This window comes from Chryseobacterium subflavum (genome assembly GCF_055762745.1).
In genome coordinates this window covers 350,515-363,624 of record NZ_JBVTMR010000003.1, presented here as the reverse complement: position 1 = coordinate 363,624, position 13,110 = coordinate 350,515, and the positions used below count along the sequence as shown (strand labels likewise).

The window sequence follows — 13,110 nt, the reverse complement described above, 5'->3', positions numbered from 1 at the left end:
TTTAGTCGTATGAAAATTTATACAAAAACAGGAGATAAAGGACAAACCGCTCTTTACGGAGGAACAAGAGTTTCCAAGGCCAGCGCCAGAGTAGAAAGTTATGGTAATATCGATGAGTTGAATTCTTTTATTGGCATTGCAAAAAGTCATATTGAAGATGTTGAGGTTTTAAAGCAATTGAAGAAAATTCAGTTTGATTTATTTACTGTGGGCTCTGAAGCAGCAACTCCGGTTGATAAATTAATGCTTGCCAATGGAAAATCCAGGCTTCCGTTGATTATTTCAGAAAATGAGATTGAAGAATTAGAGCATTGGATGGATGATTTTGATACCCAGCTGGATCCTCTTCAATATTTTATACTTCCCGGTGGCGGAAAATCTGCGACATTTCTTCATGCAGCAAGAACAATCTGCAGAAGGGCAGAACGTTCTCTGGTTTTCCTGAATGAAGCTGAAGAGGTTCGTCCTGAATTAATTAAATATCTCAACAGGCTTTCAGATTATCTTTTTGTTCTTGCCCGGTATATTTCAAAACTAAATAACGAACCGGAAGAATACTGGAATCCGAATGAAAGATAAAGTATTACTTTTTATTAACGGAGAACCTCCCATGTCCTTTCCTGACCTATCCGGATATGATTTAATTGCATGTACGGATGGAGCTTTTCATTACTTAAAAGAGAAAAGATTTCCTTTAGATAAATTGGACTTCATTTCCGGTGATTTTGATTCACACACAGGATCCGATGAAGAGGTATATCAGGAAAAATTTATTCTCACCCTGGATCAGGATAAAACAGACTTTCATAAAGCTCTGGAAATTATCTTGGATAAGGGGTTTCGCGCTATAGATGTTTTTGGGGCCAGTGGTGGAGAGCAGGACCATTTCTTAGGAAACCTTACGGTTGCTTATACCTTTAAAGACAGATTGGAGATAAAATTTTATGATGAATTTTCTGAATATTATTTTATTCCTAAAGATTTTACAGTGCAAAAGGTGAAGAATAGAATGATTTCTATATATCCTTTCCCTATTGTGGAAAATATAACGACAAAAGGATTGAACTGGCCTCTTACAAATGGTAGCTTAAGCATTACTTCAAGGATCGGAACCCGAAATTTTGCTGTTGAAGATGAAGTATCCGTTCACTATGAATCCGGCGATTTGTTGTTTTTTGTAGGACGCGATGATATAGAATATCCACCAATATATTAAGCTGATGTTTGTTTTTAGAACGATAAGCTGAATACCTTTGAAATTGAGTATTCGGAGAAACTTTTGTATCTTGTATCGACATCGACTTAATTTTTCTAGAATATTGAAGAAATTACTTAAAATACTATTCCTTTTTATTGTGCTATTCTGTGCTTTTTCCTGTAAAATACAGAACTTCTCTGCACCCGAGTATGGAAAAAGCCAGGCTGAAAATGCAGGAGTGAAAAAAGTACATAATTTCCGGACATTGGAAGAAATGAAAAATGTTGACGGGAGAACATTACGAAAAGGTGTTTTTTACAGGAGCGGGCATCTTAATAAGCTGAAGAAAAAATCATTTGACACGATTAAAAAACTGGGAATAGCGGAAGTGATAGATCTCAGAAATGAAAAAGAAATCGGTCTGAAGCCTGATCATCTACCTGCTCAGCTTAGCTATAAAAAATACTCAGCATTTGAAGATCAGGGAGACCAGCTATCACAAGCAAGGAAGCTGGTTTTAAAGGGAAAGGTAAATTCTGCCGATGCTGATAAAAGAATGGTTGATTTTTATCGTGAATATGTAACCGAAAATCCGGCAACAATCAAAAAGATTATTAGTGAAATTTTGGATTCAGATCAACCTGTTTTATATCACTGCACGGCAGGGAAAGACAGGACAGGTATTATTACAGCTCTTATTCTGACCATTTTAAAGTTTGATAAAGCAACAATTTATAATGATTATCTGATGTCTAACAACTACAGGGAAGATATGGTTATGAAGCGATTAAAGCTGGCTGGAAACCTGCATTTTCTATATCCTAAAATGGATATCAAAGTATTGGAAAAGCTCAGCTGGGTAGAGAGGAATTATCTGGATTCTGCATTTAATGAAATTGATAAGAAATACGGCTCTGTAGATGTATATATTCAACAAGTGTTGGAGATTTCTGATGATAAAAGACAATTCTATATTCGTAAGTTTACATATTAATAAACGGTGAATTAGCGGGTGCTGATTTCGATAGAGCCTTTCATGAAGATCAAATAAAATTATAATAATTTTAACATCAAAAAATCAAACTTTTTTAGCAATTTTGCATTCTTAATTCACTTGCTAAAAAATGAAAATAAAATACTCGGAACTTATTGATCAGACGTTATATTTTCCAACAGAAGAATTTAACGTTTCTGAAAACAATTTGTTGTTTCACGATATTCCTTTGATGGATGTTGTTGAAAAGTTTGGAACTCCTTTAAAGGTTAGTTACCTCCCGAAGATTTCTCAGAATATTCAGAAAGCAAAAGGCTGGTTCAAGGAGGCTTTTGAGAAAATCGAATATAAGAAAAATTACAGATATTGTTACTGTACGAAATCCAGTCATTTTAATTTTGTTATTGAAGAAGCTCTGAAGAATGATATTTCTATTGAAACATCTTCCGCTTATGATATGGATATTGTAAGGTCTCTTTACAAAAAAGGTAAAGTAGATAAAAATATTGAAGTAATCTGTAATGGATTCAAAACAGATGATTATCTGGCAAAAATTTCGGAGATGATTAATAATGGTTTTGAAAATATTACTCCGATCCTTGATAATTACAGGGAACTAGACAAACTTACAGAGAGTATCGATACTACTTTTGATATAGGGATCAGAATTGCTTCCGAGGAAGAACCGAAATTCGAATTTTATACATCCAGATTAGGAATAGGATATAAAGACATTATTCCTTATTACAGTCAGAAAATTGCTGAACACCCGAATGCGCGATTGAAAATGCTTCACTTTTTCATCAATACAGGGATCAAAGATACTGCGTATTACTGGAATGAATTATATAAATGTCTTCGTGTATATGCACGTTTGAAGAAAATTGCTCCGGAGGTGGATTCTTTGAACATCGGAGGAGGTTTCCCGATTAAGACTTCTTTGAACTTTGATTACGATTACCAGTATATGGTTGAAGAGATCGTTTCCCAGATTAAAAAATTCTGTGAAGAAGAGGGAGTAGAGGAACCGAATATTTATACTGAATTTGGAAGTTTCACGGTAGGAGAAAGTGGAGCTAACCTCTATAAAATTATTTCGCAAAAACGTCAGAACGACAGAGAGAAGTGGAACATGATCGATTCTTCATTCATGACGACACTTCCTGATACATGGGCGATTTCAAGACACTTTATCATGCTTCCTCTGAATCGTTGGGAAGATACTTATGAAAGAGTATTTCTGGGAGGCTTAACGTGTGATTCGGATGATTATTATAATTCCGAACAGCATACCAATGCAATCTACCTGCCTGTTTTCAGTGATACAAAACCTTTATATATTGGTTTCTTCCATACAGGAGCTTATCAGGAAACGATTGGAGGATACGGAGGAGTGCATCATTGCTTAATGCCTCAGCCAAGACATATTCTGATTCAGAAAGATGAAAACGGAGAGTTTCAATATGAAATATTCCGTGAAAGACAGGAGCCGGAAGATGTTTTAAAACTTTTGGGATACTAGCGCTCCTCTCAGAGACGGATCAATATAAAAAAAGGTTCTCGATCGAGAACCTTTTTTATTTAAAATAATCTGAGATTTTATCTAATTCCAGTTCAGTATAATCTGAGATGGTAATGTTAGCCAGGGAATAATCCTGATTATGGGAATGTTCACTTTTATAGGCGGCACAGAAAATTTTAGCATTATGAGCGGCCAGAATTCCATTGGTAGAATCTTCAATTACCAGGCAGTTTTCTATCGGCTGTTCAGCCAGCTGGGCTGCCAAAAGAAAAACTTCAGGATGAGGTTTTGATTCTTTTAACTCAGCACCACTGATTTTCCCGTTGAAATATTTTTCAAGTCCGAATTTTTCAAAAACCATATTGATGGTTACCATGCTTGCGGAAGAGGCCACAATGAGCTGAATATTATTTTCATAGTAATGTTCTATCAGTTTTCTCACCCCGGGAATAAGGTCAAAATCGGCATCATTATAGAAGTAATCTTTAAAATAATCCCTTTTTATATTGGTCAACTCCTGATAAGTATGGTTAAGCCCGAATATCTGAATTAATGTTTCGCAGACTTTTTTGGTGGAAGCTCCGGTAAATGAAGTGTAAAGTTCTTCAGATACCTGAATTTTAAGATCTTCGAACATCTTGAAGTAAGCTTTTCTATGCAAAGGTTCTGTATCTACAATTACCCCATCCATATCAAAAAGCACCGCTTTTAAGGACATATTTGATTTTTTTTGCAAAGGTAGTGAATTTTAGAGGAGATGGAAGAAGTTAGAATTTTATAGAGGCTGTGAGTTTGTTGATACCTTCAAAAACTTCCCTTCTCTTGCTTCCGGCTTCCAACTTCTTTGTATCTTTGCTGGAAGTATTTCAAATTTTAAATCATTTAATTTTTAAATAAAAACATGAAAACATACGCGGGAATTCCTGAAGAAAATGCGTCATTAGAAAACTCAAAAGTAATGTTGGTTACCGTTCCTTACGACGGAACCTCAACATGGGGTAAAGGAGCGGATAAAGGTCCTGAATTATTCCTTAATGCTTCTGAAAACATGGAGCTTTATGACATAGAGACAGGAACCGAGCCTTACCTTGATGGTGTTTATCTTGCCGGAGAAGTATCTGAAAATGCTACACCTGAAGCGATGACCGAGGCCGTTTATCAAAAAACAAAAGAGCTTTTGCAGAATGAAGGAAAGTTGTTTACCCTTTTTGGTGGTGAACACTCTGTTTCTATTGGTTCGATCCGTGCAGTAGGTGAGAAATATGATAATTTAACAGTATTACAACTGGATGCTCACACGGATTTACGTCCTGAATTCCATGGTTCTACCTCCAATCATGCATGTGCTGTTTTTGAAGCTAATCAGAAGCACAACCTGGTTCAGGTGGGTATCCGTTCAATGGATGTTGAAGAATACCAGTATTTACCTGAAGGAAGAGTATTTTTTGCACATGAAATTGCTGTCAATGATAACTGGATCAATGATGTTTTAGAAAAAGTTTCCGGAAATGTATATATTACAATCGATTTGGATGCTTTTGACCCATCTATCTGTCCATCTACCGGAACACCAGAACCCGGAGGTCTGCAATGGTATCCAACGTTGGAATTATTAAGAAAAGTATTTGAAAAATGTAATGTTGTAGCTTTTGATATTGTGGAATTGATGGATTCTCCGATGGCTAAGCCAAGCGCATTCCTTGCCGCTAAACTATATTACAAAATGTTAGCTTATTATCACATCAGCCAGGATTAAAATTCCACAAGAATCGGATTTTTTCTGCGGGATTTTCTTTGGAAATTTGTGAGATAAAATACAAAGATATGTCTACACAAAGTCAAATAGATTACAACAGAATCGCTAAAGCGATAGAGTATATCCAAAGTAATTTTAAACTTCAGCCGAGTCTGGAAGAAGTAGCAGAAAAAGTGCATCTTAGTCCTACCCATTTCCAAAAAATCTTTACAGATTGGGCAGGAACAAGTCCGAAAAAATTTTTACAGTTCATCAGTATAGAACATGCCAAAAATCTTTTGAAAGAAGAGAAATTGAGCGTATTTGATGCTGCTTATGAGACCGGGCTTTCCAGTACAAGCAGGCTTCATGATTTATTTGTAAAAATAGAAGGAATGTCTCCGGCTGAGTTTAAAAATGGCGGAAAAAGCCTGAGAATTAACCATAGTTTTTCAGAAAGTCCATTTGGAAACATTCTGGTAGCTTCTACCGAAAAAGGAATTTGCCATCTGGCCTTTGAAAATAATCAAGAAATGGCATTAGGAAATCTGAAAGCCCAGTTTCCTAATGCTTCTTTTTATGAGAAGCAGGATCAGTTTCAAAAAGATGCCTTGTCTATTTTCGGTAAAGACTGGAACAAGTTAAATACCGTAAAACTTCACCTTAAGGGCACTGATTTTCAGTTAAAAGTCTGGGAAAGCCTTCTGACAATTCCTATGGGAAAACTGTCTACTTATGGTAATCTGGCCGGGAAAATAGGCAATCCTAAAGCTTCCAGAGCAGTAGGAACAGCTATTGGAAGCAATCCTGTAGCCTTTCTTATTCCTTGTCACAGGGTCATTCAATCATCAGGAAACATGGGCGGTTACCGTTGGGGAAAGGATCGGAAGCAGCTCATTATTGGTTGGGAAAGTTCACGCACTTCCAATGCAATAGATTCAATCTAGAAATCAAAGGATACAATCATGATCAAACATAAAATCTTATCTGCTTATGAGGAGATCGCTGAGAAATATAATGAGCTGATCGATCACAAACCACATAATGCCTATTATGACAGACCGAATACATTGGAGCTTATTCCGGAGGTAAAGGGTAAATTTATCCTTGATGCGGCTTGTGGTCCGGGGAAATATGCTGAAATCCTAATATCTGAGGGAGCGACAGTAAAAGGTTTTGATATCAGTCAGAAAATGGTCATGCTGGCACGTGAAAGAAATAATAATGAAAAAGATTTTTTCGTCCACGATTTATCTTTACCCTTTGAAATGTTTGAGGATCGAAGCTTTGATACTGTTATTTGTGCATTAGCGCTTCATTATATAGAGGATTGGAATTTTACCATTCAAGAATTTTGCAGGGTTTTGAAACCTGATGGTAGTCTTGTTATATCGATTGAGCATCCATTTTTTGAATACAATTACTTTCATTCAGAAAAATATTTCGAAATTGAACATGTAAATTGTATATGGAACGGATTCGGGAAACCTGTTGAAATTAACAGCTTCAGAAGACCTCTTAGTGAATGCATCACTCCGCTTACAGACAATGGTTTTTATATTGATAAACTGGTTGAACCAAAACCTACAAAAGAATTTGAAAAACTGGATCCGAAACATTTTAAAGAACTAAATAAGTTTCCGGCTTTCATGTGTATCCGTGCTATAAAAAAACAGGAATGAGTTTATTTGAAGAAATATATGATTTTCCGGTCAATATCCTTCCCAAAGACGGAACGGTTAATTATTACGGAACCATTTTCTCTAAAGAAAAATCCGATTTCTATTATAACTATCTTTTGAATCAGATTCCCTGGGAAAATGACGAAGCCATTATTTTCGGTAAACTTATTCTAACCAAAAGAAAAGTGGCGTGGTTCGGGGAAAAAGCATTTGAGTATACCTATTCCAACAGGACCAAGTATGCAACGCTATGGACGCCTGAGCTATTGGAATTAAAGAAAAAGTGTGAGGAAATATCAGGAGAAACTTATAACTCATGTCTTCTCAATTTATATCATGACGGCAGTGAAGGGATGGCTTATCATAGTGATAGTGAAAAAGACCTGAAAAAGCATGGTGCCATTGCATCGGTAACCTTTGGAGCGGAACGGAAATTTTTGTTTAAACACAAACAAACCAAAGAGAAAGTGGAGATTTTCTTACAAAACGGAAGCTTATTGGTAATGAAAGGAATAACACAGGATAACTGGCTTCACAGGCTTCCCCCAACTACAAAGGTAAAAACTCCAAGAATAAACCTTACATTCAGAACGATTGAAGAATAAAAAAGGTGGCTGAGATTTTCGAAGCCACCTTTTTGTTTATAAACAATGGTCTTTATTATAAAACCATACTACAAGTATTAGAAGAGAAGTGACTAAAGTTCTTGAAGTCACCCGATTTTTTTATTTTATCACCTCAGCTTCAATTGAGCTGTCATTATAAATTCTTATGAATGCTTTGGTATAATCTTCTTTAGAAGCCATGTTCGGATTATCCATGAATTTCTGTGGATTTACAGAAAAGAGCGGGAACCATGTACTGCTGATCTGGATCTGGATTTTATGTCCCTTTTTAAACGTATGAACCACATCCTGAAGTCTGAATTGAACCGCTGTTTTCTGACCAGGAACTAAAGCTTCGGCTTTTTCCCTTGAGTTTCTGAATCTCGCAGGCATAATTTCACTTCTTACCATCTGGTGATAATTACCATACACAACACCGTCTTTTTTCTCAACAGGTTTGAAATCCTCCGGATATACGTCAATGAGTTTTACAGCGAAATCAGCATCTGTGGAAGTAGAGGCGATGTTTAATTTTGCCATAATCTCTCCCGCGAAAGTCATGTCTTCTGATAAAGCATCTGTTGTAAAAGTAACAACATCGGGTCTTCCTTCCGCAAACCTTTGATCTTCCGACATATAATTTCTGGGAGTAAATCCATTAAAATCCTTTAAGCTTGTTGAGCTTAATACCGGATTATTCGGGTCGCTATAATATTCTGAAAAACCTTGTTGAGAAGTACTTTTTAATGTTCCGTCAGCCAGGTAGAAATTAACTTTTTTAGCATCTTTTGGAGGATAAGATGCAAATTCTTTCCACTGTTTTGCTCCTGTATCATACATCATAGCTTCAGGAAGTCCTGCATCTTCTTTGGTATTTCCTTTCAGGTAGTGATTAAAAAATCTTGTCTCGATGTTCTTCTGGTAATAGGTAGCGAGGCTGTCTCCGAAATAAATTTCATTATGGAAATGTTTTCCCATTTCCTGTGACCATCCGCCATGAGAAAAAGGTCCCATAACAATGGTGTTTTTTGCTTTCGGGCTGGATTTTTCTATCGCTTTATAAATATTCAAAGGACCTGATAAATCTTCAGCATCAAACCATCCTCCAACGGTCATTACTGCATGCTTAACATTTTTAAGATGAGGTAAAAGGCTTCTTTTCTGCCAGTAATCATCATAATTGGGATGGTTCATTATTTCGGTCATGAAGAAGTTGTTCTTATAGTATTTGTCATAGCCGTCCTTTAAGGTTCCCATTTCCCTGTAGAATTTCAGTCCGTCTTCTGATGTCTGCTTTACAAAAGTATCCATGTACCATGCCTGTTTTTCAGCTTTGGTCTTCTGAACCCCAAAAACAGGGAAGGTTCTGAAGTATCCCAGCATAAATTTTCCGTTGTGAAGAAAATCGTCATTCCAGAAATCAGAAATAGGTGCCTGAGGTGATGATGCAACCAGTGCCGGATGATCCGCTAAAATCCCTACAGCTGTATAAAAACCAGGATAAGAAGTTCCAAATTGACCTACCTTTCCATTGTTGTTTTTGACGTTTTTCAATAGCCATTCTATCGTATCATAAGTATCCGTACTTTCATCGACATCTTTTTTCGATTGACGTTCTACCTGAGGAGTCATGTTCGTGAAAGTTCCCTCACTCATATATCTTCCGCGGACATCCTGGTACACAAAAATATATTTATCCTTCATCAGGTACTGATTTGGGCCTACTTTAGTTTTATATTCATTCTCACCATAAGGTGCAATGCTGTAGCAGGTTCTCTGCATCAGAAACGGATATTTGTTTTTATTGGTTATATCTTTAGGAATATATACTGCTGTGAAAAGTTTAACACCATCACGCATGGGAATATAAAATTCTTGTTTGGTAAAATTATCTTTCACAAAATTGTCCTTTTGTGTTGCATTTTGTGCATTACCCAAAATGAAAAAGAAAATAAATAAAATGGAAATATGGGTTTTCATAAATAAAATTTGAAGCTAATTTAAAAATAAAAACGCGTTTACCATGATAAATATTACCCATTACTGCCAAATAATAAAAATGGCCGAATCAATTCGGCCATTTTTATTATATTATCATCCTATGGTTACTGATTACGCATCTTTTTTCCTGCAAATTTATTCAGCTTCATGCTTAAGGAGAACATAACATAACGTTTCAGGATAAGGTCATCCCGATCCTCAAAATATGAATTGGTAATGGTTCTTCTTACGCTCTGATTTTGATTCAAAACATCATATACTTTAATTTTTGCAGTAAGCTGTTTCTTGAAAAAAGAGTATCCGAGGCTTGTATTCCAGAAATAAAAATCGCGTTTGAATCCCGGAGCAATATTAGAATTTGTATTGTATTCAAAATCATTTCCAAAAACAAGATTGCTTTTAAAAAGATAATTGGTTAATTGGAGTTTTAATATCTGATTGGTGGTTTGAACTTTTTCAATACTATAATTGGTATAGTTAGAAAAGTTGTATCCGATTGAGTAGGAGGGCTTTATGGTGAACTTATCTTTAACTTCATAAGTAAGATTTAATCCGGGATTAATACTGTATGTCCCGCTGCTGAATTGTTGGCTATTGATAAAACCTCTGTTATAGCCGTAACTCGTATTAATTCTTGGATTAATCACAAGCTTATTTTCCTTCCATTTAAAACTTTTACTGAATCCACCACCAAGGTTGATATTTTTATTACCACTTATGTTGGCATATGTAACAAACTGTTTTCCCGAATTATCATAATAGGAATAATTGGTAACATCATTATTTCCGTAGGTAAATCCAATATTCACATAATAATTGATATCTTTTACCATATTATAATTACTGAAGTAAAGGTAGGTTCTGTTGGTCCAGGTATTTTTAAGATCCGGATTTCCCTTGTAGGTAATTAAAGGATTGGAAAGGTCTTCATAAGGAGTTAGCTGCTCAGCACTTGGAATATTAAAGTCAGCATAATTGTAGAGGCTTAGCCTTTTATTCTGGGAAAATTGATATTGCAGGTTAAGATTATAGCTGGGAAGAACAAAGCTCTTCTGAAGGTCATATTGTTGATCATTAAAAACAGAGTTCACTTTCATATCGGAAATCTGAAGATTCACGGAAGACCAGATGTTGATTTTGTTTTTATTGAGCTCAAAACTCAACTCCGGGGAAAGCTGATTAATTTTTTGATCCATGCTGTTTGAAAGAACAGAGTTGTATTTCGAGTACTGCCCGGTATTGGCATCAAAGTCATTAACGTTTCTCTCGGCTCCGGAGATCTTTGCTTCATAATTTAAATTAAGGCTTACGGTAGCAGAATCTGAAAGAGGTTCCGTATATCCTGTACTAAAACGGTAATTGCTGTTTTGTGTTTTATTTTTAGCGAGCTGATTTCTGTCATCATTAGTCCCGTTGTTCTGATAAAATACAGTCCTGGACTGGTTTAAATTATTACTTTTAGATTCCGAAATATTGCTGTTGATATTGGCGTATACAACGCGCCCTTTTTTTCTGAACTTTCTCGAAAAATAGATATTCGGATTGAATGAATTGCTCTCAGAATCCGTACTTGTGTACGCATTACTTTCATTCAGAAGGGTATTGTCTCTGAAAGTGGATGATGTTGAATTATTAAAATTAGATCCTTCGCTTCTGGAAAATGAAGGTGAAATGTAAATACTGGTTAACGAATCTAATTTAATCCGTGCAGCAGTATCAAAATTATATTGTCTGTTTTCGTTTTCTCCACTGCTTTCGGAGTTGGTTTTTAATGTATAATCCGGAAGTAAGGTTGTTCTTGAAACTTTAGATCGTGTTTTCAGATTATTATTCGAATGCATGAAGCTCATGGTCTCAAGGTCTGCATCTTTTCCCAATTTATCACTATAATTAAATCCTATCGTTGTAGACCTCTGGATTCCTTTGGTGTTGCCTCCTCCTTGGTAATAATACGTATTGCCTCCTACTGTCATTACGCTTCCTCCCTGCATCATCCAGGAATTTCTTCCACGTCCCATGCTGTCAAAGACCTCATCATTAGAAAAGCCCTGGGAATTAATATTATTGGATGAAGCCAGCAGGCTTATTTTCGTGTCCTTTTTAAAGTAGCTTATAAGGCCGCTTCCTTCATAACGTTTATCAGAACCATAGCCCAGAGTTAACCTGGAAATAAGTCCTTTGTTTTTCTTTTCGTCAATATTGAAGTTGATGGTTGTATTGTTTGATTTCGCCGTTTTTCCATTGAGCTCTTCCTCTTTGGTTTTAGTGGTCGTAAACTGAATATTTTTTATAATATCTGCCGGAAGATTCTGTAATGCAATTTTGCCGTCTTTATCGAAAAAAGGTTTTCCGTTGATCATGATCTGATCCACATCTTTACCGTTTACTGTAATTTTTCCTTCGTTACTGATTTCAACTCCGGGAATCTGTTTAAGCAGTTCCTCGATTTTACTATCAGGCCGTACTTTGATCGAGGATGCATTAAATTCGATAGTGTCTTTTTTAATTTTTACCGGAGAAACGGTAAGCTTCACCTCTTCAATATTAAAAACAGAATTTTTTTCCAGTTCAATAGAGCCTAATGAGAGCGATTGATTTATTTTCTCTATATTTTTAGAATAGGATACTAATTTTTCAGCATCAATTTTCAGAACGGTAGGTTCATTGGACGGATCTGTTTTTAAAGAAAATTTACCTTCTTTATTAGTGGGGGTATAATTGATAATGGAAGAATCTTTTTGTTTGAGAAGATAAACGGTTGCGTTTTCTACAGGCTTTTTTTCAAAATCCATCACTTTTCCATCGATGGCGAGTTTTTGACCGTTTAAGATCGCAGTATTGATCAAAATAATCAATACCAGCAAAATTTTCTTCATTTATTACTTTTTCGACTCAAAAGTAAAAAAAATCCCTGAAAGAAATTTCAGGGATTCAATATTTATTGTCATGAATTAAGCTCTCAAATATCTTGAATAAGCATATCCTTCTTGTCCGTCGGCAGTTTTTACTTTCCACCAATCGTCTGAAGTCTGTTCAATTAAAGTTACAGAAGAACCTTTTGATGCTTTTCCTACAACAGCAGCTTCCGTAGAAGGCTCTTGTCTGATGTTCAGGTTTGAATCTTCAGTAGCCACTGTAAGCGCTGCCCCTGATGCAAGACCTGCAACCTGTACATCTACATTAATATCGGAAGCAGAGTAAGTAGAATCGATAGTCCCCAAAGCATTCCATACAGCATCTTTTGCTGCAGTATTGGAAGCTGCTCCTGAGATGTATAAAATTCCATCCTGTTCCTGAACCTGAAGGTTTGAAATTCCTGCAGACTGAGCTGCTGAAATTACACTTGAATATTTATCTTGTAATGTGCTCATTT

General features: G+C 35.9%; 12 protein-coding genes. 8 read left to right on the top strand and 4 right to left on the bottom strand.

All coding sequences use genetic code 11. The annotated features are described in order from the left end of the window. Positions 1–9 precede the first annotated feature (9 nt). The 4 genes from AC0INN_RS15150 to AC0INN_RS15135 all read left to right on the top strand — a co-directional run bounded on the left by AC0INN_RS15150 (position 10) and on the right by AC0INN_RS15135 (position 3,714). Entirely contained in the window at positions 10–579 is a 570-nt protein-coding gene (locus AC0INN_RS15150; protein WP_273649011.1) for a cob(I)yrinic acid a,c-diamide adenosyltransferase, read from the top strand. Next, positions 569–1,216 (top strand): thiamine diphosphokinase, encoded by a 648-nt coding sequence (locus tag AC0INN_RS15145; RefSeq protein WP_306613915.1) that lies wholly within the window; start codon positions 569–571, stop codon positions 1,214–1,216. The genes AC0INN_RS15150 and AC0INN_RS15145 overlap by 11 nt, the downstream gene beginning before the upstream one ends. A gap of 103 nt (positions 1,217–1,319) precedes the next feature. Next, entirely contained in the window at positions 1,320–2,192 is an 873-nt protein-coding gene (locus AC0INN_RS15140) for a tyrosine-protein phosphatase (RefSeq protein ID WP_273649008.1), read from the top strand. Between the two features lie 130 nt (positions 2,193–2,322). Further along, a complete protein-coding gene (locus tag AC0INN_RS15135) occupies positions 2,323–3,714 on the top strand; it encodes a type III PLP-dependent enzyme domain-containing protein (protein WP_172279933.1) in 1,392 nt (463 codons plus the stop codon). Positions 3,715–3,769: 55 nt separating this feature from the next. Here the strand turns inward: AC0INN_RS15135 and AC0INN_RS15130 are convergent, their stop codons facing one another. Beyond that, the gene (locus AC0INN_RS15130) at positions 3,770–4,432 is read right to left on the bottom strand and encodes an HAD family hydrolase (RefSeq protein ID WP_172279931.1); all 663 of its coding nucleotides are present in this window, start codon (positions 4,430–4,432) and stop codon (positions 3,770–3,772) included. 183 nt (positions 4,433–4,615) lie between these two features. Here AC0INN_RS15130 and speB point away from each other — a divergent pair, with 183 nt between their 5' ends. The 4 genes from speB (at position 4,616) to AC0INN_RS15110 (ending at position 7,736) form a co-directional block, all read left to right on the top strand. Continuing rightward, a complete protein-coding gene (speB, locus tag AC0INN_RS15125; protein ID WP_172279929.1) occupies positions 4,616–5,470 on the top strand; it encodes an agmatinase in 855 nt (284 codons plus the stop codon). A 68-nt stretch (positions 5,471–5,538) separates the two neighbouring features. Beyond that, positions 5,539–6,396: a bifunctional helix-turn-helix domain-containing protein/methylated-DNA--[protein]-cysteine S-methyltransferase gene (locus AC0INN_RS15120; RefSeq protein ID WP_273649006.1), complete on the top strand. Its 858-nt coding sequence runs from the start codon at positions 5,539–5,541 to the stop codon at positions 6,394–6,396. Between the two features lie 18 nt (positions 6,397–6,414). Continuing rightward, positions 6,415–7,131 (top strand): class I SAM-dependent methyltransferase, encoded by a 717-nt coding sequence (locus AC0INN_RS15115; RefSeq protein ID WP_273649004.1) that lies wholly within the window; start codon positions 6,415–6,417, stop codon positions 7,129–7,131. After that, positions 7,128–7,736, top strand: a complete 609-nt coding sequence (locus AC0INN_RS15110) for an alpha-ketoglutarate-dependent dioxygenase AlkB family protein (RefSeq protein WP_273649002.1) — start codon at positions 7,128–7,130, stop codon at positions 7,734–7,736. The genes AC0INN_RS15115 and AC0INN_RS15110 overlap by 4 nt, the downstream gene beginning before the upstream one ends. Positions 7,737–7,856: 120 nt before the next feature. Here AC0INN_RS15110 and AC0INN_RS15105 read toward each other — a convergent pair whose 3' ends face one another. The 3 genes from AC0INN_RS15105 to AC0INN_RS15095 form a co-directional block, all read right to left on the bottom strand. Then, complete coding sequence (locus tag AC0INN_RS15105; RefSeq protein ID WP_273649001.1) at positions 7,857–9,716, bottom strand: CocE/NonD family hydrolase; 1,860 nt, start codon at positions 9,714–9,716, stop codon at positions 7,857–7,859. A 125-nt stretch (positions 9,717–9,841) separates the two neighbouring features. Then, positions 9,842–12,613: an outer membrane beta-barrel protein gene (locus AC0INN_RS15100; protein ID WP_273648999.1), complete on the bottom strand. Its 2,772-nt coding sequence runs from the start codon at positions 12,611–12,613 to the stop codon at positions 9,842–9,844. A gap of 75 nt (positions 12,614–12,688) precedes the next feature. Then, positions 12,689–13,108, bottom strand: coding sequence for an SH3 domain-containing protein (locus tag AC0INN_RS15095; RefSeq protein WP_172279917.1), 420 nt, complete (start codon positions 13,106–13,108; stop codon positions 12,689–12,691). Positions 13,109–13,110: the final 2 nt, after the last annotated feature.

Bases quoted from the DNA above. Each gene is read 5' to 3' on its own strand.
- speB (WP_172279929.1), top strand. From the start codon at position 4,616: ATGAAAACATACGCGGGAATTCCTGAAGAAAATGCGTCATTAGAAAAC.
- AC0INN_RS15100 (WP_273648999.1), bottom strand. From the start codon at position 12,613: ATGAAGAAAATTTTGCTGGTATTGATTATTTTGATCAATACTGCGATC.
- AC0INN_RS15115 (WP_273649004.1), top strand. From the start codon at position 6,415: ATGATCAAACATAAAATCTTATCTGCTTATGAGGAGATCGCTGAGAAA.
- AC0INN_RS15135 (WP_172279933.1), top strand. From the start codon at position 2,323: ATGAAAATAAAATACTCGGAACTTATTGATCAGACGTTATATTTTCCA.
- AC0INN_RS15105 (WP_273649001.1), bottom strand. From the start codon at position 9,716: ATGAAAACCCATATTTCCATTTTATTTATTTTCTTTTTCATTTTGGGT.
- AC0INN_RS15095 (WP_172279917.1), bottom strand. From the start codon at position 13,108: ATGAGCACATTACAAGATAAATATTCAAGTGTAATTTCAGCAGCTCAG.
- AC0INN_RS15110 (WP_273649002.1), top strand. From the start codon at position 7,128: ATGAGTTTATTTGAAGAAATATATGATTTTCCGGTCAATATCCTTCCC.
- AC0INN_RS15150 (WP_273649011.1), top strand. From the start codon at position 10: ATGAAAATTTATACAAAAACAGGAGATAAAGGACAAACCGCTCTTTAC.
- AC0INN_RS15145 (WP_306613915.1), top strand. From the start codon at position 569: ATGAAAGATAAAGTATTACTTTTTATTAACGGAGAACCTCCCATGTCC.
- AC0INN_RS15130 (WP_172279931.1), bottom strand. From the start codon at position 4,432: ATGTCCTTAAAAGCGGTGCTTTTTGATATGGATGGGGTAATTGTAGAT.
- AC0INN_RS15120 (WP_273649006.1), top strand. From the start codon at position 5,539: ATGTCTACACAAAGTCAAATAGATTACAACAGAATCGCTAAAGCGATA.